We start from the raw sequence: 18,668 nt of genomic DNA, 5'->3' as shown, positions 1-18,668 counted from the left end.
TGCTAGAGCAATGTGAATTCAATAAAATCTTTCGCTTCGTTGATTAGCGCTTCTGCCCCCCAACCCCCCAATTCTGGGGACTTTTAGACAAGATTTTTGCTTCAAAGTCCCTCACTCGTGGGGGATTTAGGGGGCTGCCTGGATTAACAACCGCAGCGAAAGATTTCATCAAATTCATGTCTCTTCAAGATTGCCTCGCGAAACAGAGTTGTCGTGAATGAACCCTAATGCTTACAGAACGCGCTTGGGGCCAACTTGCTGAAGGGGCAACGGTTATGTCTCAAAGTCCCAGGGGGCAAGCCATTTAAAAGAATTGACTTCAACAAAATGGCTGGGGTGTTAGTCAATACCTTAGTAGAGAAGAAGTCTTAGATTAAACTTGTTGGGGCTAACGCAGCAGAATCTAAGTTTGAACGATGTCTTTTCACAGACCGTCCTTTTACAGACCGTCCTTTTACAGACCGTCCTTTTACAGACTGTAAATCTCCAATCCACAGCAGGCAGAATTTTGAGAAAAATTATCATCCCTTTGGGTCAAATTGCTGTTGTGGTTTTTAACTTACCATCCTCTCTGAGATGCACGTAAGTAACCCCTCTAAAATTCACTAGAAGTTTAAATAGAACTCAATGAATATACGGAACTAGCTTGAGCAATTGTAGTCTTGACAAATCCACAAAAATTTAGCCAAAAAGGTGAAATATGCCTGCTGATTGACTTTTGAGGTTAAAGACAAGAAGCAATTCAACCTTTACTGCTTTGTTCGTGTTTCTACTGAAACTTTACGTAGTCATCAAACTTCGTCTCGCAAATCTTTGGAGTCGTCTAATCGAGGATTTTAAGCGGTGTAAGCGATCGTCACCCCTGTTCCCCCATCGTTTTGTTCTGCCAGTTCATATCGCTTGACACGAGGATGCTGCTGCAAAAAAGCATGAACGCCCTGACGAAGTTTCCCAGTGCCGTGACCGTGAATGATCCAGATGGCGCGATCGGATTCAGAGAGTGCCTTTTCTAAAATCGGCTCCGCATCGGCGACCCGACTGCCGCGAATGTCGATCGTATTGCGAGAGGTGCGGATCAGCGGTGCGGGTTGAGCTTCAACAACGGGGTGAGGTTTGGATTTGGGCTGTTTTTCGACGGGTTCTGGTTTGGGCGGTTTTTCACCCGTCAGGGACTCGATTTCCTGCATGGGAACTGTCATCTTCATGATGCCAAAGCGCACCGTCAGTTCGTCGTCGTCTGCAATGTTGAGAACTTCAGCAGTCTGGTTGAGGCGAGGAATGCGAATGCGATCGCCCACTTTGGGACGGTATTCTGGTTTGGGTTTTGCCTGTCTAGTGGGTAAATGTTTGTCTGAAATTTGGTTAAGCGCGTCAGTAGCTTGTTGAGCGTCTTGAGCCGTGACATTGCCCTTTTGCAGTTGCTTGATCACTTTGGCAATTTCAGACTTGGCTTGCGCGATCGCATCCTGAACCGCTTTTTCTTGAGCCAGTTGCAGATTGCGTTCTCGTTCTTGTAGGTTGGCGGCTTTTTCAGACACTTGTTGATACAACCGCTCTGCACTTTCTAGAAGTTTAGTCGCTTCTTGGGCTTTGGTTTCCTGACGTTTGCGCTGTGCCTCTAGTCCAGCGATCACCTGATTGACATCCTCAGAAGCGCCGCCCACATTGGCTTGAGCCTGCTTCACAACTTCGGCATTGAGTCCCAACCGTCGCGCGATCGTCAGCGCATTCGAGCGTCCCGGAATTCCCCAGAGCAGCCGATAAGTCGGCGAAAGAGACACATCATCAAACTCTACAGAAGCATTCTCAAAGCGATCGTCTTCATACTTCAGAGCTTTTAGTTCGCCAAAGTGAGTGGTTGCGATCGTCAAAGCAGCATGGTCAGCAAGGAATTTAAGAAGCGCGATCGCCAAAGCACTCCCCTCAGACGGATCAGTTCCAGCTCCTACTTCATCCAGTAAAACAAGGGAGTTAGAAAGGGATGAGGGATGAGGGATGAGGGATGAGGGGTGGGGTTCTGAATTTTGAGGTTGTGAATCGAATTCTGAAGATTGAGTTTCAAGATCTGACTCATTGGATGAATCTTCTTCTGACTCCTCCCTCCTCCCTCCTCTCTCCTCTCTCCTCCCTCCTCTCTCCTCACCCTCTACACCCCCCAACGCATTTAGAATCCGACTAATGCGGCGAATGTGTCCCGAAAACGTAGAAAGGCTTTGCTCTAGAGATTGTTCGTCGCCGATGTCTGCCAAAACTTGCTCAAACCAGGGCAACTCGACAGGCTCTCTCGCCGGAACAAACAGTCCCACTTTTGCCATCAAAACAGCCAATCCCAGAGTTTTCAGCGTCACCGTTTTGCCTCCGGTATTTGGGCCCGTGATGGCGACGACTCGAATTTGAGGCTGAATGATCAGATCTGTGGGAATGACCGATCGCCCCTGTTCATGCTGTTGTTGCCAGACGAGAAGCGGGTGACGCAGTTGACGAAGCACGATCGAGGGAGAATTTTGAGACGGCGCTTCGGCTGAATAGTCAATAAATCTGGGCGGATTGGCTCCTAGCCACAAGCTATACCGGGCGCGACTCGTTGCCAGATCGAGCGTAGTACAAATCGCTAGTAACCGTTCTAAATCATCCTGGACGGCGGCCACCTTCTCCGTCAAAAGGCGACGAATAATCTCTTCTTCAACTTGTTCTTGGCGCTGAAGTTGGCGCAGTTGGTTGTTGAGTTGGACAGTAGAATTTGGCTCAATGTAAAGCGTCGCCCCACTCATCGAGACATCATGCACAATGCCGGGAATTGCATCCTTTTGTGGCGCTTTGACTGGAATGACAAATCGTCCGTCTCGCTGTGTGATGATCTGTTCTTGCACCGCCCCCGACTGACGCTGAAGAATTTTTTGCAGCACCTCGTAGACGCGATCGCGCCCTTGTTTTTGTTTGCTGCGAATCTCGGCAAGTTTGGTGCTGGCCCGTTCGCTAACTTTGCCGTCGTCGTTGATGCAGCGATAAATTTCTTGCTCAAGGTCGGGATAGGTTCGCAGTTCAGAAATCAGATCGGTCAATACCGGAACGTCGGTCTGATTGTCGATCGTGCGTCTCAGGCTTCGGGCACCCGCTAACGTTTTGGCGATCGCTAACAGTTCTGCGCCTGACAAAATTCCTTGTAGGGCGGCCCGTTCGAGTGCCTCCCCGATGTCTTCGATGCCGTCAAAGCTTAGAGACTGACGACTTTCGAGATTGTAGATTTCTTGAGTTTGAGCCAGTAAGGTCAGCGTTTCGTCGCGGCTAGTCGGAATTTTTAGCTGACGAGCGGCGATCGTGCCCAACTTCGTCGCAGCAAACGTGGACAGGTGCTGACAGAGGCGTGACCATTCCAACAGTTCGAGAGTCTCAGCTTGAATCAAAGGTGTCCTTGGGGAGAAGCGGCAATACTTTTATTTTAAGGGAATGCCACTTAACTTAGGATTGAGAATTCAACAACTCCTCATTCTGGCTGACAATTTGCTTCGCAAGTTCCTGCGGGAATAGAAATGGTGAGGGCAGAAAGACTGTGCTATACAATTGGGATGCTCCCTCAATCACTCCTGCCGGAAGCCTCTGTAGCGGTGCAATTGAAACTAGCGGGTGCATAAAAAAAGAATTAACATAGCAGTTTTCAACTACGGCTCATCACGAATGCCCAGGGAGAGTAGCCGTTTTTTGCTAGAGTGGTGTCTGGTTGCTCGCTGTCTACACAGGGCGATCGCTGAAATCTCTATGTCTCAGGTATCGCTTCCTCGATCGCTGTATCCAGATCACCCGCTCACTGCGCTTGCGCCCATGCAAGATGTGACAAATCTCTGGTTTATGAAAGTCATTGCTCAGTATGGCAGTCCCGACTATTTCTTCACCGAGTACTTTCGCGTCAACGACACTTCACGGCTCAATCGCAACATTCTGGCATCGATCACCGAAAATGATACGGGTCGCCCTGTGTTTGCTCAAATGATTGGTGAGAGCATTCCAGATCTGGTTAGAACGGCTCAGGAACTTTGTCGCCATAACATTGCTGGTGTTGACCTGAATATGGGCTGTCCCGCACCCAGAATCTATCGCAAAAATGTGGGAGGCGGACTGCTGCGAGAACCGGAGAAAGTGGGTCGGATTTTGGGAGAACTACGGCAGACTGTGAGCGATCGACCCTTAACCGTCAAGATGCGGGTCGGCTTTGACAATACAGACACCTTCTACAAAATACTTGATCTGATCAATCAACACCACATTGATTTGCTGAGTCTGCATGGTCGCACAGTCAAAGAGATGTACCACGGGAGCGTGAACTATGACCTGATTGCGGAAGCGGTTAGACGGGTCAATTGTCCTGTGTTGGCTAATGGCAATATTTATTCTGCAAAAACTGCCCTTGAAGTGCTCGCGCAGACAGGTGCGGCTGGGGTAATGGTCGGCCGCTGGGCGATCGGGAATCCCTGGATTTTTAGTCAAATTCGTCAGGCATTGCGGGGAGAGCTAATTACACCTGTTCCTTTTGTCGAAGTTCGTACTTATATTGATCGGTTGTGGCAAAGTCCTACATCGGCGCGGTTTCCTGTGCGATCGCGCGTTGGCTACCTCAAAATGTTTCTCAACTACATTGCTCTGAGTGTTGATGCCGAAGGTCACTTCCTACATTTGATGAGACGGGCCCAGACTGACGTAGAACTGTTTAATCTCTGCGATCGCGTCCTTTTGAGTGATCTGACGCAAACTTTAGCCTTATCGCCTTACTCAGGAATGTGATGCCAATGAAGTCGTAGACCAGGCTGAATCTTGGGGGGTCAGATGTCCGTCTAGAAACGCCTGGAGTCGTTCTGGTCTCTGAGGCAAGCCATAAGCTCGTAGAATCTCAACCGCATTGGTAAGTAAGCCGCCGCCGCTTGAACAACAGAAAGCTTGTGGGTGAGCAATTGGACAGTTCTAGTAGCTCAATCAAAAATGGTACGGCGTAAGCGGTCGCTTCAAAAACAGTGCCTTGATGCCAGAGGTTGCCATACAATGCCCACAATGCTTGTTCGCGAACTGTTGCACTGCTAGAAGTCAAATCTCGAATCAGTTGCGGTACATCATTCGCTTTACCATAAGCGTGTTCTAATTTATTCCACCGAACTGAATTTAGAGTTTTTAGCATGACATATTGATGGGGATGGGTTCCAATTTAGTATTCTGTCGATCGTGCAAGAATCCGCCTAACTAGACAACAATCCCTGCTCGACAGTGCTACTAATTGATGTTAACTCGGAAGGTTTTGAATCCAGATTCCTCCCTTTTTAAGCTACCGTGTACACACAAGTCCGGAATCGCTTCGTTTCAATCGGCTTCAGCCTCCTAAATCCCCCAATCTGGGGGACTTTGACCCAGAGAGATTGCCTAGCATTCAAAGTCCCCCAATTTTGGGGGATTTAGGGGGCGAAGGGTCTCGGCAATGACGGATCAATCAACTTGTGTGTACACAGTAGCCTTTTTAAGGGGGGCTAGGGGGATCTTAATGCTCGTCACCTACTAGAGAGATAGTTATTTTCAATCTACTAAACTTACAACAAAGCAAAGAGAGTGTCTCCAGAAGATATTAGTACAGTGCTAGGTAAGGTCGCAACATTGAAAGAAGCAGTGTTAAACAAATAACCTCGCTCCGTCTGACAGATTTCAAAACCAAAGCTTAGTTGTTAAGTTCTTTTTTGCGTAACGATTAGCTGCAAAAGCGACTTTCTAGCGCAAACTCTACTTGCCAGCCAGTGATAGATCGAAGTTTTAAAGCTTTCATCAGTCAGCCGCTACTCTTGTGTAGCACAGTCTTTCTGCCCTCACCCTAACCCGCTCCCCAAAGTGAGGGAACAAGAGACCTGACTCCCTTCTTCCTGGGGAGATGGGCTGGCAAAGCTCTCGCCCCACTTCGTGAGGAGGGCAATCCGAGATTTTGCACAATTGGGATGCTCCCTGTGTTGAGCCACGAGAAACGCACTCTACAAATTCGATACTAGACTTCCTGCACGAATCATAGATGCCCTCCGACTAAAGTCGGGGCTACAAGAGCAAAGTGTGCCTTCGCACACTAAAGAGGCGATTTTAACCGTTAGTCCACGGAGGTGGACTTTGTTCTGATAGCAGCGATTTCAATCGCCAGGTATTCATGCAGGAAGTCTACTATTTAATCCTCGTTCCTAATTAGAAATCTTTATCTGCGGACTGTACGATCGCTGAAATGGCTCACAAGACTTCTCTGATAGCGTCCTAGAGCAGTGAGCGGAAAGTGTTGTTGATAGAGATGGTATTTGAGGTAAAAGTGACCCGGAAAGCCTGTGCCCGTAAAGTCGCTTTCATCCCAGGTGCCGTCTGATTGTTGGGTAGAGATTAGATAGTAGATGCCTCGATCGAGGGCTGCCCAACTAAACTGTCCTGTTGCTTCTCCAACCGCTAACAATCCGATTACCGCCCAGGCGGTCTGTGAGGCTGTGCTGTTGCCCGTTCCTTTAAGTGACGGATTCTTGTAGCTCTCGCAGGTTTCGCCCCAGCCGCCATCAAAATTTTGGACACTCACTAGCCAATTTGCGCCTCGTTCAAGGCTCAACCGTTCCCTAGGTGCCATTGTCGAAAGGGCAGCTAAAGCGCCACTTGTTCCATAAATGTAGTTTACGCCCCAGCGGCCAAACCATGAGCCGTCGGATTCTTGTTGTTGTAGCAGGTAGGAAAGGGCACGATCGAGGGCGTGAGGCGTGAGGCGTGAGGCATGAGGCGTGGAGGAGGTTTGAAGTTGGCCGACCATTTCTAGGACTCGTGCGGTGACATCGGCGGTGTTGGGGTCAATCATTGCCTTTAGGTCGCCGTAGGGGATGGCATTGAGCCAGTCTTGATCGTTGTCGAGGTCGAAGGCTGCCCATCCGCCAGGTTTGCACTGCATGGTGGCGATCCAGTTGACAGCCCGATCGATGGCTCGCTGTTTTAAGTCTTCCTGGGGCAACTGCACCGCATCAAGCGCCATCACGACCACAGCAGAATCGTCTACATCAGGATAAAAGCGGTTTTCAAACTCAAAGGCCCAGGCTCCCGGCTTACCCTGTGAGTTTTTGACAGCCCAATCCCCATAGTCAAGAATCTGCTTTTGAAGGAGCCATTCGCCGCCTTTGACTAATGCCGAATGATTGGCAGAAAGACCCGAATCGACCAGCGATCGCATTACCAACGCCGTATCCCAAACAGGAGAAACACAGGGCTGAACGCGATAGAGATCATCAGACTCAATGCAAAAGCGATCGACGGCTTGGAGTCCCCGTTCAACAATGGGATCAGATGCGTCATACCCCAGACAACGCAGCGCTAATAGAGAATTCAACATAGCGGGAATGATGCCACCCCAGTCACCAGAAGCTTCTTGACGTTCAAGAATCCATTGTTCTGCGGCGCGAAGCCCTTCTTCTCGAAAGGGAACTAGATTCCACGTTTCGGCTAGTTTGAACGCCTTGTCTAATTCGACAAACCCATCTGACCAGTCATCATTTCGCGGCAGTTCAAATTTGGCGTTTGTGATGCCTTCTGCATACAATTCATCTAAGGTAATCGTCGGCTGCGTGATGAATATGGGCTTTTTGTCAAACACAACCAACAACGGGACGGTACTGCCTCGCGCCCAACTCGACATCTCGTAGATATTCACAGGCAAAAAAGACGGCAACAACATCACCCACGGCGGAATCGACGGCAACCCGCGCCAGTCATAACAGCCAATCAGCCCCAAATGAAACTTGGTAAAAATTCGAGTTTTGGTCACACCCCCCCGCGCCAAGATAAACGATCGCGCCTTGACCATCCCCGGATCATTGACAGACACCCCCAACAATTTGAGCGCCATATACGCTTCGACCGTGGTGCTGAGTTCGCCGCCATCGCCGTAATACAGTTCCCAGCCGCCGTGATCTCGCTGTTGCGATCGCAAATACTTCTCTGCCTTGTGCATCGGACGAGTGCGATCGGTGCCCCAAATTTTGTGAAGCAGCACCACCTCGGCGGTCATCGTCACATTCGATTCAAGCTCGGCCCACCAGTAACCAGCGGCGTTTTGGGTAGAAAGCAGATAATTTTGGCTGGCAGCGATCGCCCCTTCAAGCTGAGAAACTGTTGCTATACTTTGTGTTTGCATTCCGACACCCGTTCACACTCAACATCTTTTGAACATTTTTCGCCACTGCATTATGCTTTGTCAAAGCAAGAACTCGCAAGCGGAATTAGCAACATGACGAACTCGCTTCCTCAAAAACAAATTATCGCAATGGGCGGCGGCGGGTTCTCAATGGAGCCTGAAAATCCACGGCTCGACCAATACATTTTGGGACTCATTCCTAAAGAGAAGCCGCGCGTTTGTTTTGTGCCCACGGCGAGTGGAGACTCTGACCGCTACATCGTGAAGTTCTATTCAGCGTTCCTCAGATTTCCTTCTGTTCCCTGCCATTTGTCGCTGTTCTATTTACAAACTGAGGACTTGCGATCGTTCGTTTTGTCTCAAGACATCATCTATGTGGGCGGCGGCAACACCAAAAACTTGATTGCCCTCTGGGAAGCTTGGGGACTCGATCGCATTCTCAAAGAAGCCTGGGAGAAAGGCGTAGTGCTGTGTGGACTGAGTGCCGGGTCTCTTTGCTGGTTTGAGGCCGGAGTCAGTGATTTTGATGGTTCACTCAAGCCTTTACGCTGTCTAGGTTTTCTCAAAGGAAGCCATTCTCCTCACTATGACGGTGAGCCGCAAAGAAGACCTACTTACCATCGACTTGTGAAAGAGGGCTTGCTGCGCGACGGCTATGCTGCTGACGATGGCGTTGGGCTGCATTTCGTGGGCGACTCTCTACAAACAATCGTGAGTTCTCGCCCCGATGCCAAAGCGTACCGTGTAGAAAAAGTGGGAGATCAGGTCAAAGAAACATCCCTGGAGACAACTTATCTGGGAGCTTAAAGCTGCTCTCTGTCTCGATCGCCAAGCAACTTTAAAGCAACGTTTTGATTACCAACCGCGCCGCACCGATTTTAGAGTCACCTTTGAGATGGGCAAACCGCTACTGGGTGGGTCTTCGTTAGCGTGAAGGGCATCCCAAAGATTTAAAGCGGACTCTCCTCGCGTGGTGACGACAGCGTTTTTGTCATCGATCGCCAAAAAGACCGTTGCCGAAAGTTCATCAGTTTCAGGGTTGCTCTTCCACTTCACCTTGATGATGTATTGCGTGTTGACCGAGAGGTTTTCTTCTAATCGAATGAATGCCATAGTGCTGTTTTGGAGAACTCTCTGTGCTAAATATACTGCAAAGTGGGCGTGGGGTGTAGGGTGTAGGGGGCGGATGAATCGGGATCAAGAACGATGGAGGTTACCATCCGGTAGGAGTATTGGCTGGGTATCAGGTGATCCCTCGTGCGCTGGAAAATAGCTTTGTAAATAGCTCAACATCAATCGCTTTGTCTCCAATACCAGGCGTTGCCGGAAGGTTTCTTCTTGACCAAGGGACAACCACAGTAACGTGCCGATCGCTTTCACCAACACATAGGCGATCGTTGGACAATCAGCCGGGTCTAACCGTGAGTCATAGTGGGCCAAGAAGGCGGCTAGATCCTGGATATATTGGGCATCGGCCGCTTCTTCGATCGCGGCTAGATCTGGCATCGTTCCCTGTGCCTGCATAAAGATGGCATGATAGCCCGGATGTTGAGTGAAAAATTGATTTGTCGTGTCAATCACCTGATCTACATAAGTTGAGAGAGGCAAACTGAAAATCTCAGCCGTGTGGAGTGCCATAAATCGTTGGTGGAGCAGTTCTGTGTAGCGTATCGCTAAGGCGTGCAGAATGGCGGCTTTGTCGGGGAAAAACTGGTAGAGCGACCCGATCGAGACTTTGGCACGAGTGGCGATCGCATTCGTCGTCGTCGCCTCGTAGCCTTCAGAGATAAACAACTGTTCTGCCACATCCAAAATATGGTTGACTCGCTCCTGGCTGCGGGCTTGTCGAGGCTGTCGCCGCATTCCAGAGGGCTTTGATGAATCTGCGGACATGGCGATCGCTTCCTTCTCTAAACAAACATGAGGATTACTCACATTCTTCTTGACAAAACATGAGGATTACTCGTATTTTAGAAAAGTGAGTTCCACTCATATTTTAACCTCGATGTGAATCCGACCAATCCCTCCGGTTTAGGATCGTGAATTGAATAAGATCGATGATTGCCTGGTTGCTTCGCCCCCTAAATCCCCCATTCTGGGGGACTTTGAGAATCCGAGACTTCTTTAGCTTGAAGTCCTCCACAAGTCGGGGATTTAGGTTGCTCTCCAAGATCTGTAGCACTCAAAGATCAATTTGGTATGAGAGGTCGAATTCACGCTGACTGATTGTGTTCTGGAAAAATCGTTTTGGAGAAATCACAATGACCCAAACTTTGCTCACTTTGCCCAGTCCTGAAGTTTCTGCTGCCCTGATGGAGTACAGCCGAGATCCCCTGAGTTTTATGACTCGCTGTGCGCGTGAATTTGGGGAGATTGTCCCCTTACAGTTTGAATGTGGCGAACTATTTTGCCTGCTCACCAACCCAGATCACATTACCGAAGTTCTCAAAGATCGACTGCTGTTTATCAAAGCTCAGGACTTACAAAGTTTGTCGGGATTGATCGGTAACGGGTTACTTACTAGCGAAGGAGATTTTTGGCAACGACAGCGACGGCTGATCCAACCTGTATTTCATCAGCAACGCATTGAGAACTGTGGGTCTGTGATGGTCAACTACACTCAACAAATGCTGCAAATCTGGCACAAAGACAAGGTTTTGGATGTGCATGACGAAATGATGCGCCTCACCCTCAACATTGTCATGAAGACGATCTTTGATCAAGACGTGACTGATAGTGAAGCCAAGCAGGTCGCTCACGCCCTCGATGCTGCCATGAACTGGGCTACAACACAGGAGCCGGATGCTGATCGTCGCTACCAGAATGCGATCGCGCTTCTAGATGAAACCGTTTATGCAATGATCCACCGCCGCCGGATTAACAAAACAGACAGTGACGATCTACTAGGAATGTTGATGCAGATACAAGATGCCGACGATGGGAGTCGGATGAGCGATCGCCAACTGCGTGATGAAGTGGCCACAATGATTTTGGCAGGACATGAAACCACCGCTAACACACTGTCCTGGACATGGATGCTATTGAGCCAACATCTTGAAGTGCGAACTAAACTAACCCAGGAGTTAAAAAGAGTGTTAAATGGGCGCACACCGACGATCGCTGATCTGCCCCAGTTGTCCTACACAAACAGCGTGATCAAAGAGGCAATGCGACTTTATCCCCCGGCTACTGATGTCAGTCGAGAGTCCACTCAAGATTGTGAAATCGGCGGCTATTTGATTCCAAAAGGCACGACGTTGATTTGTAGTCAGTGGGTAATGCACCGCGATCCTCGCTACTTCGGCAATCCAGAAAAGTTTACTCCTGAGCGATGGGCAGATGACTTGGAGAAAAAACTACCTCGTGGCGTTTACTTCCCGTTTGGTGACGGCCCGCGTGTTTGTATTGGCAAGAGTTTTGCGCTCATGGAGGCAGCGTTAATTTTAGCGACGATCGCCCAAAAGTTTCAGCTAGAGTTGGTTTCCGATCAGGCGATCGAGCTTCAACCTTCGATTACTTTGCGCCCCAAGCATGGCATTCAAGTCGTGCTAAAAGAACAGTAACTATCCGTGAGAAATTTTGAGCCAAAACTCTTATCCGAAAGTCCCCCAAAATTACTACCGTGTACACACAAGTCGTTATCGCTTCGTTTCACGCGGCTTCAGCTCCTAAATCCCCCATTCTGGGAGACTTTGACCAAGGAAGGATTTCCAAAGTTCAAAGCCATGACGACGGCTCAAAGTCCCCCATTTTTGGGGGATTTAGGGGGCGAAGGATCTCAGCAATGATAGATTGATCGACTTGTGTGTGCACGGCAGCAGAATTGGGGGGTTGGGGGGCAGAAGCGCTGAACAACGCAGCGAAAAGCCTGACCCCTTACGGGTAACTCGAAGAGATCGAACTGACGCTAGAAGAAGCGTAGATTTCAAACTCTTGAATGTTTTAAATCACACCTTTTTGAGCCAATGATGAGATTCTGTTTCATGCGATCGGGCTATGTTTGGGTTCGCTTTCTGCGCTACAAACTTTCTCCCTGGATCACAGTCGCGATCGCGCCACTCAATCTACTTTGCTCATCAGGTGTAAACCGTGTTCAGGCAAAGATCCGATGCATGAGGGCAGTCAGCAAAATCAACTTCGCTGGTTTCTATGGATTGATCAATGATTTGTTGTGGTGAGGTCAATCATGCTGCGTTCTGCATTACAACGACCTAACTTTCGCTGGCTTTGGTTAGGACAAACTCTGATCCTCTGTGCATCTCAGTTTTTCTTGGTGTCATTGACCTGGTTAGTTCTACAAAAAACGGGTTCAGGATATGCGATCGGAACTGTGTTGATGGCGGCGGCAATTCCACGCGGACTCTTTATGCTGGTGGGCGGAGCAATGAGCGATCGCCTGCCAACTAATTCTGTTGCTGCTATTGCTGCGTTAGTCAATACAATGTTGATTGGAGCGATGACAGGGCTGCTTTTTCTGAATGCCTTCCAACTCAATGCAGTGATTCTGATTGCAGCTTTGTTTGGTTTGTCAGAAGCTTTTCTGTATCCCGCGATGCTTGCCCTATTGCCTCAGTTGGTGAGCAAACCTCAATTAGGACAAGCCAACGCCTGGATGCAAGGGAGTGAACAAATTACCAATGTGATCGGCCCTGCTGTAGCCGGAATTATTATCGGAACGTTAGGTCTCTCGATCGCGCTTGTCATCAACACCGTGTTATTTGCGATCGGCAGTGGGTTTATTTCATTGATTCAAACTAAGGAGCGATCTGGTTCTGTCAACGCTAGTACAGCTACCTTACCTGGAGAAATCATCGAAGGGTTGCGCTATGCCTGGAGACAACCAGCCGTTCGTGTGAGCTTGCAGATGATTGCAATGATTAACTTTGCAGTTTTGGGGCCGATGGTGATTGGGGTTGCTGAGTTAGTTGCGATGAGGTTTGGCGGTAGTGCGACTACATTTGGCTACTTACAATCTGCCTATGGCATCGGAGCCTTATTAGGAGTCTTTGTTGCCAGTCAACTGAGCGCGATTAAGAACCTGAAAACACCGCTAGTTCTGCTTGCTCACGCCCTGGGGGCCGGGCTAATTGCTCTAGGATTTGTGCAACAAGCTTGGATGGCGGCAGGTGTAATTGCGCTAATGGGCGTAGGCGGTGGCATGGTTGGGGTATTGGGACTAACCTGGCTACAGCAGCAAGCCTCAACTCCCATGCAGGGACGAATGATGAGTTTAGTGATGTTTGCATCGGTTGCACTCGATCCGTTTTCTCAAGCGATTTCTGGAGTGCTATTAGAAATTAATCTGACAGGTTTGTTTGTGACAGCAGGTATCATAATGCTCGTGACTGCGATCGTGTCATCATTAAGTCAAAATTAAGTCGGCCCCCCGCAAACAACTTTCAGATAGAAGCTTGAGCAGGCCGCAAACAAAATCGAGATGTGAGAAAATGCACAAACCTCTGACTTGAGAAAGCGTGTGATGAGCCTAATCGGACTAGCCCTATCGTCTCTAACTATCTGGATTTACCTGCTTTGTTTTCGAGGTCAGTTTTGGCGCACCGATCAGCGTCTACACGCCTCACACCTCACACCTCAAGCCTCACGCCCGTCTGTTTGTGTGATTATTCCCGCTCGCAATGAGGCAGATTTGTTGTCGGCGACGCTGCGATCGCTCCTGACTCAAGACTATTCCGGTTCGCTTCAAATCTTTTTGGTAGACGACCACAGCACCGACGGCACAGCAGATGTCGCCAGGGAAACGGCAGCAACATTAGGAAAATCCGACCAGCTACAAATTCTCTCAGCCGCACCGTTGCCAACTGGATGGACAGGAAAGCTTTGGGCATTGGATCAGGGCATTCAGAAAGCGATGACTTTGCAGCCCGATTATTTTTTGCTCACAGACGCAGATATTGAACACGATCGCACCAATCTTCAACAACTAATAGACAAGGCGGAGAGCGACGATCGTGAGTTAGTTTCTCTCATGGTACGGCTGCGCTGTCAAAGTGTCTGGGAGCAACTGTTAATTCCAGCTTTTGTCTTCTTTTTTGAAAAACTTTACCCGTTTAGATGGATCAATCAGCCTGATAATAAAACGGCTGGGGCGGCGGGTGGCTGTAGTCTAATTCGGCGGGAGGCAATGGTGCGGATTGGCGGAATTCAAGCGATCAGGCAGGCGTTGATTGATGATTGTGCGCTGGCTCAAGTGATCAAGTTAAGCGGGTCTAAACGCATCTGGCTGGGATTGACCGAATCCGCTCACAGCCTACGTCCCTACGATTCATTAGAAACAATCTGGAATATGGTCGCGAGAACAGCATTTACTCAGTTAAATTACTCGCCGCTATTATTAATGGGAACGCTGATAGGAATGACGATCGTTTATCTCGTTCCTTTAATCGGTGCCATTTTCGGATTCGTTACTGGACTGTGGCTCTTCGCATTCATCAATTTATTTACCTATCTATTAATGAGCATGATGTATTTGCCAATCATTCGATTTTATCGCTGTCCAGTTTGGTTGGCGTTTTGTTTGCCTGCGATCGGCTTCCTCTACACGCTGATGACATTAGATTCCGCTCGTTGTCACTGGCAGGGCAAAGGCGGCTCATGGAAAGGTCGCGTGTATCAAGACGCTCAAAGTGACCAACCGTAAGCATACGCCACCATCAGAGACACTAACAGCGCAACGCCGATCGCCAGAACCGTTAAAGATCCCCAGCTTGTCGAATCAGATGCAAACAGTTGTCGTAATTGATTCAATCGATTAGAAGTCGTCATTTCAACCTCCTGAAGCGATCGTACAGGTCAATACTTTTCTATTTGTATTGTTGCAGTTTGGTGAATTGATCCCCTAAAAGGATTTGAGATCGACATGAAAATTTGTGATCTTCGATCTGATTAAAGTTAGCCTTGTAGACCAGACGTTGAGCGATCGCGCCACAAAGTAATCGAGTTATTAATCGGCTGCAATTGTGTGCCTGGAAAGTAAAAACCAAGAATGCGATCGCTTGTCCAGCCCAATTTGCCCAGGTGATACGACCCAACCTGACTCAGCCCCACCGCGTGACCCAAACCACCGCCGACAAAGGCATATCCCTTTAACGTCTTATTTGGGCCGTAGAGACCGTCCAGATAAAACAGCGTACTGGCTGGCGCATCGAAGGCATTAAGAATGTCGTCTTTTTCGAGGTCGAGGCGGCCGCGATCGGTGGTCACAGACAGTTTCAGAACTCGTCCAGCGGTCGATCGTTGTGTCACTTGCACTTGTTGAATCGTGCCAAAATTTGCCAAAGGATGTTGCACACTTCTTAAATACCTTTGCAGATCTTGATTCATTTCAGCGATCGTACTTTCATACCGCCAGCGAAACATTTCTGTTCCTTCTTCGTTGAAGCCTTTTTTGAGTGCAATAAATGCCCGTAAATTCTTTTCATCTGCCAAAGTGCGAGTGTTGAGATCCCAAACGTTGCTCACCGAATCGACAAACGACTTGAGATAAGGGCGCTCCCAGCCTCGCCAAACGTCATTAAAAGCAGCCGTCACGCCTCCCGTTGTCGAAGAATACAGGGCATCGACTAGCTCATTTTGATAGGTGAGAACCAAGCCTCGTGTGGCAGCGATCGCCCGATCTGTCGAAGGCACCGCTCCATCAATTCCCCAATAAACCTGACATTGCGTAGTGGCACAAATTTGATAGTTGTCTGTCGTAAATCGCCGCAGATTTCTCAATACATAAGTCCGGGCGAGAATGGCTTGAGACTCCAACACAGGTTGAGGGGCCCAGCCGCCGATTTCATGGGGCACCACGCCACGCAAATAGGTTTCCAGCGGCACAAAGTTGACCAGCGTGAAGTTGCCGTAGGCGTTGGGTTGAATGCGAAAACTCCCGGCATAGACGCGACTCGGCTGTTCGTCTTTTTCTCGATCGACGCGAATCACCCCATTGCCCGATGAGATATCCACCAAATCTCTTGTGTAGCGAAATCCATTTAGCACCCAGGACGGACGCGGCACCTGACGTAGAATTTTGCTCTCAATGCGGGCCGTCTGAATCCCTTTTGCCTGAAGGCTTTGCAGTAATAACCGTCTCAACAAAGGCGTATTGTAGGTTTCACGTTTTGCCCAGACTTGCCAGCGATCGGGTTGCGCTAGTTCGACTTCAATTCCTTGAGCGCGCCACTGTTGGGCCTGATCTTCGGCGGTTTCAAAGCTGCGATGGGTGCTAAAAACGACACGCTCCTCAACCTGGGGCTGTGATAAAGGCTGCATCACCGTTTCGAGCTTGAGGTCTGATGTGGTGAGGGTTTGGGGCTTGCCATTGGTCACAAATTTGAGGGTGATGCGATCGCCAGGAGCCACCTTTAGCGTCATCGTATCTTTAATTCTGTCGCCAAATCGCTGCACAATGCCGACTTGCAGGGTCACGTCGGCCGCTTTTCCGGGCTGAGGGGCAAACCCAAAGAGGCACAGAACCGCAAGTGCAGCACTCGATAGGGGATTGAGTCGAATGGAATGCCTAACCAAGTGAACCACCCTTTTCCATTTAGGGACAACAATAATACATCCATCGCCAGACGTATCTGTTTGATTGTAGTCGCTAGTTGCTTGTACAGAGAACAGAGTTGATTGAGCTTTAAAGGAATTTTTGGGCGAGTTCAATGCGGATTAGGTCTTTTGGTCTGTAGTTCTGTTCAGGCGCAAGTGATGTCCTGATGGCACGATGAATACGATCGTCACGTCTCCCTCTAGCAACAACTTCACCATCACAAACGGCAGTTCTGCTGAAACGAATCTCTTTCACAGCTTTATAACCTTCTCCATTCCCACAGGCGGAACGGCAACATTCGATTTAGTAAACACGCTGAATATTTCTACTATCTTTAGTCGAGTCACCGGAAGTAATATTTCTAATATCGATGGCTTGATCAAAACGGTTAATAGCAGCAATCCAGTCAGCTTGTTTTTAGTCAATCCCAACGGCATTCATTCTATTTGGGTCAAATGCTCGATTGGATATCGGTGGCTCATTTTAGGTTTAGAAAACAGCGACATTTCTGCAAATGCGGTACAAGGCGGCAACATTCAAATCACCACCCAGGGAATCTTTGGGCTAAAGTTTCGCGATCGACTAACTCCCGACAGCGACATTACGGCTAGTTCAGAAATTGGGGTTAGTGGCACCGTCACCATCAACTTTAGAATTTGGGGGTTCACTTTTGAGGAGTGCCCCTTAAAATCTAAAGGCTGTCATTCTTCCGCACGCTCAATGACCTATTGCCTTGGAATTCTCACCCGTGCTGGCTTAGTGATGGCCGCTGATTCTCGAACCAATGCGGGAGTCGATTATGTGTCAACCCATCAAAAACTGTTTAACTTTTCGCTGCCGGGCGATCGCATACTTGTGTTGTGTACCTCTGGCAATCTCTCGGTCACTCAGTCCGTGTTGACGCTGATTCGGCGCGATTTGCAGGTCAAAGCAGAAGTCAATCTGCACACGTTGCCCAGTCTGTATGAAGTGGCGCGCTACGTCGGCGAAAAGATGCGGCAGATCCAAACGCAGGATCGACCCTGGCTCGAAAAAGACCACATCGACTTTAAATGCAGCTTTTTGCTCGGCGGTCAGGTGCAAGGTGAAGAACCCGCTCTCTATATGGTCTACAGTCAGGGAAACTTTATCCAAGCCTCTCAAGCAACCCCTTTTCTGCAAATTGGCGAGGCAAAATATGGCAAACCGATTCTCGATCGCGTTCTCAACTTCGATACTCCTTTAGCGGCGGCGGCCAAATGTGCGCTGCTGTCGATCGACTCGACGATGAAATCCAACATTTCCGTCGGGCCGCCGATCAATCTGGTGATGTATGAGACCCACAGCTTCAAAATTCACCACGAACTCTGTTTGCAGCCAGATTCTCCGTATTTGGCTCAGATTCGTCGATTTTGGGAGAGTCACCTCAATGAAGCCTTTGAGCGGATGCCCAATATCATCTGGGAAGAGGACTGAAATAACAGAAGACTCCGAAATCATACTGAGTTCGAGAGCAGAATTCAGGTTGGCTTCATCCAATCTTCACCAAAAACCTCCGGTTAGTAAAATTACTGATCGTTTTTTCACTCAAAAAAACCTTTACGATAACAACCTAGTAACTTGTCTCTCAGAGCCTTTTCACGATGAGCCTTCTCTATCCAATTGCGATCGTCTAATTTGTCAAGCCTGTCTACCCATTTGCACCGATAGATTTAAGCCAGGAGCGAACCTTGAAAAACGATTTATCGCAGCCTTCGTAAAACTCGACACTTTTTGGTCTTGAGATTAGCGTTTCATTGAGTGTTACCTCATTCGCAGGCACCCCAATTCTAGGGACTTGCTCAATCGATCGCTGTCAAGCCCTACTTTAAAAAACCGTGACGACTTGTGCTTAAGGATGCTGTCGGTTCAGCTATTTTTGCTTGAGCCATCGTCAGCACTTTCTCCGTTCGCTTCTCGTTTGACAAGGTG

General features: G+C 48.9%; 14 protein-coding genes. 7 read left to right on the top strand and 7 right to left on the bottom strand.

Going from position 1 to position 18,668, the window contains the following annotated elements; genetic code table 11:
• Positions 1-836: 836 nt before the first annotated feature.
• Positions 837-3,404 carry an endonuclease MutS2 gene (locus ACKFKF_RS20640; RefSeq protein ID WP_446869452.1) on the bottom strand — a complete coding sequence of 856 codons (2,568 nt, stop codon included), beginning with the start codon at positions 3,402-3,404 and terminating at the stop codon, positions 837-839.
• A 352-nt stretch (positions 3,405-3,756) separates the two neighbouring features.
• Between ACKFKF_RS20640 and ACKFKF_RS20635 the strand changes: the two genes are divergently transcribed.
• Positions 3,757-4,776 (top strand): tRNA-dihydrouridine synthase family protein, encoded by a 1,020-nt coding sequence (locus tag ACKFKF_RS20635; protein WP_446869451.1) that lies wholly within the window; start codon positions 3,757-3,759, stop codon positions 4,774-4,776.
• Between the two features lie 106 nt (positions 4,777-4,882).
• On the opposite strand, the gene ACKFKF_RS20630 is transcribed toward ACKFKF_RS20635, so the two are convergent.
• Entirely contained in the window at positions 4,883-5,164 is a 282-nt protein-coding gene (locus ACKFKF_RS20630) for a hypothetical protein (protein WP_446869450.1), read from the bottom strand.
• Positions 5,165-6,208: 1,044 nt separating this feature from the next.
• Positions 6,209-8,167 (bottom strand): squalene--hopene cyclase, encoded by a 1,959-nt coding sequence (gene shc / locus ACKFKF_RS20625; protein ID WP_446869449.1) that lies wholly within the window; start codon positions 8,165-8,167, stop codon positions 6,209-6,211.
• A 93-nt stretch (positions 8,168-8,260) separates the two neighbouring features.
• Here shc and ACKFKF_RS20620 point away from each other — a divergent pair, with 93 nt between their 5' ends.
• Positions 8,261-8,974 (top strand): Type 1 glutamine amidotransferase-like domain-containing protein, encoded by a 714-nt coding sequence (locus ACKFKF_RS20620; RefSeq protein ID WP_446869448.1) that lies wholly within the window; start codon positions 8,261-8,263, stop codon positions 8,972-8,974.
• 48 nt (positions 8,975-9,022) lie between these two features.
• Here ACKFKF_RS20620 and ACKFKF_RS20615 read toward each other — a convergent pair whose 3' ends face one another.
• Entirely contained in the window at positions 9,023-9,280 is a 258-nt protein-coding gene (locus ACKFKF_RS20615) for a hypothetical protein (protein WP_446869447.1), read from the bottom strand.
• Between the two features lie 84 nt (positions 9,281-9,364).
• Entirely contained in the window at positions 9,365-10,102 is a 738-nt protein-coding gene (locus tag ACKFKF_RS20610) for a TetR/AcrR family transcriptional regulator (RefSeq protein WP_446869446.1), read from the bottom strand.
• 326 nt (positions 10,103-10,428) lie between these two features.
• Here ACKFKF_RS20610 and ACKFKF_RS20605 point away from each other — a divergent pair, with 326 nt between their 5' ends.
• The 4 genes from ACKFKF_RS20605 to ACKFKF_RS20590 all read left to right on the top strand — a co-directional run bounded on the left by ACKFKF_RS20605 (position 10,429) and on the right by ACKFKF_RS20590 (position 14,825).
• Positions 10,429-11,730 (top strand): cytochrome P450, encoded by a 1,302-nt coding sequence (locus ACKFKF_RS20605; RefSeq protein ID WP_446869445.1) that lies wholly within the window; start codon positions 10,429-10,431, stop codon positions 11,728-11,730.
• A 405-nt stretch (positions 11,731-12,135) separates the two neighbouring features.
• Positions 12,136-12,345, top strand: coding sequence for a hypothetical protein (locus ACKFKF_RS20600; protein WP_446869444.1), 210 nt, complete (start codon positions 12,136-12,138; stop codon positions 12,343-12,345).
• An 8-nt stretch (positions 12,346-12,353) separates the two neighbouring features.
• Positions 12,354-13,544: an MFS transporter gene (locus ACKFKF_RS20595; RefSeq protein ID WP_446869443.1), complete on the top strand. Its 1,191-nt coding sequence runs from the start codon at positions 12,354-12,356 to the stop codon at positions 13,542-13,544.
• Positions 13,545-13,646: 102 nt separating this feature from the next.
• The gene (locus ACKFKF_RS20590; RefSeq protein ID WP_446869442.1) at positions 13,647-14,825 is read left to right on the top strand and encodes a glycosyltransferase; all 1,179 of its coding nucleotides are present in this window, start codon (positions 13,647-13,649) and stop codon (positions 14,823-14,825) included.
• Here ACKFKF_RS20590 and ACKFKF_RS20585 read toward each other — a convergent pair.
• Positions 14,807-14,950, bottom strand: a complete 144-nt coding sequence (locus ACKFKF_RS20585) for a hypothetical protein (RefSeq protein WP_446869440.1) — start codon at positions 14,948-14,950, stop codon at positions 14,807-14,809. The genes ACKFKF_RS20590 and ACKFKF_RS20585 overlap by 19 nt on opposite strands.
• A gap of 126 nt (positions 14,951-15,076) precedes the next feature.
• Positions 15,077-16,705 (bottom strand): SpoIID/LytB domain-containing protein, encoded by a 1,629-nt coding sequence (locus tag ACKFKF_RS20580; protein WP_446869438.1) that lies wholly within the window; start codon positions 16,703-16,705, stop codon positions 15,077-15,079.
• Between the two features lie 187 nt (positions 16,706-16,892).
• On the opposite strand from ACKFKF_RS20580, the gene ACKFKF_RS20575 reads away from it, so the two are divergent.
• Positions 16,893-18,173 (top strand): two-partner secretion domain-containing protein, encoded by a 1,281-nt coding sequence (locus ACKFKF_RS20575; RefSeq protein ID WP_446869436.1) that lies wholly within the window; start codon positions 16,893-16,895, stop codon positions 18,171-18,173.
• The last annotated feature ends 495 nt before the right edge of the window (positions 18,174-18,668 follow it).

Source organism: Phormidesmis sp. 146-12, from assembly GCF_052939495.1.
Note: the sequence above shows the minus strand (reverse complement) of the source record. Positions and strands in the feature narration are given on the sequence as shown.

Coding starts and splice junctions, on each gene's coding strand:
- ACKFKF_RS20590 (WP_446869442.1), top strand. CDS start 13,647: ATGAGCCTAATCGGACTAGCCCTATCGTCTCTAACTATCTGGATTTAC.
- ACKFKF_RS20575 (WP_446869436.1), top strand. CDS start 16,893: ATGAATACGATCGTCACGTCTCCCTCTAGCAACAACTTCACCATCACA.
- ACKFKF_RS20630 (WP_446869450.1), bottom strand. CDS start 5,164: ATGCTAAAAACTCTAAATTCAGTTCGGTGGAATAAATTAGAACACGCT.
- ACKFKF_RS20615 (WP_446869447.1), bottom strand. CDS start 9,280: ATGGCATTCATTCGATTAGAAGAAAACCTCTCGGTCAACACGCAATAC.
- ACKFKF_RS20600 (WP_446869444.1), top strand. CDS start 12,136: ATGAGATTCTGTTTCATGCGATCGGGCTATGTTTGGGTTCGCTTTCTG.
- ACKFKF_RS20635 (WP_446869451.1), top strand. CDS start 3,757: ATGTCTCAGGTATCGCTTCCTCGATCGCTGTATCCAGATCACCCGCTC.
- ACKFKF_RS20605 (WP_446869445.1), top strand. CDS start 10,429: ATGACCCAAACTTTGCTCACTTTGCCCAGTCCTGAAGTTTCTGCTGCC.
- shc (WP_446869449.1), bottom strand. CDS start 8,167: ATGCAAACACAAAGTATAGCAACAGTTTCTCAGCTTGAAGGGGCGATC.
- ACKFKF_RS20585 (WP_446869440.1), bottom strand. CDS start 14,950: ATGACGACTTCTAATCGATTGAATCAATTACGACAACTGTTTGCATCT.
- ACKFKF_RS20595 (WP_446869443.1), top strand. CDS start 12,354: ATGCTGCGTTCTGCATTACAACGACCTAACTTTCGCTGGCTTTGGTTA.
- ACKFKF_RS20620 (WP_446869448.1), top strand. CDS start 8,261: ATGACGAACTCGCTTCCTCAAAAACAAATTATCGCAATGGGCGGCGGC.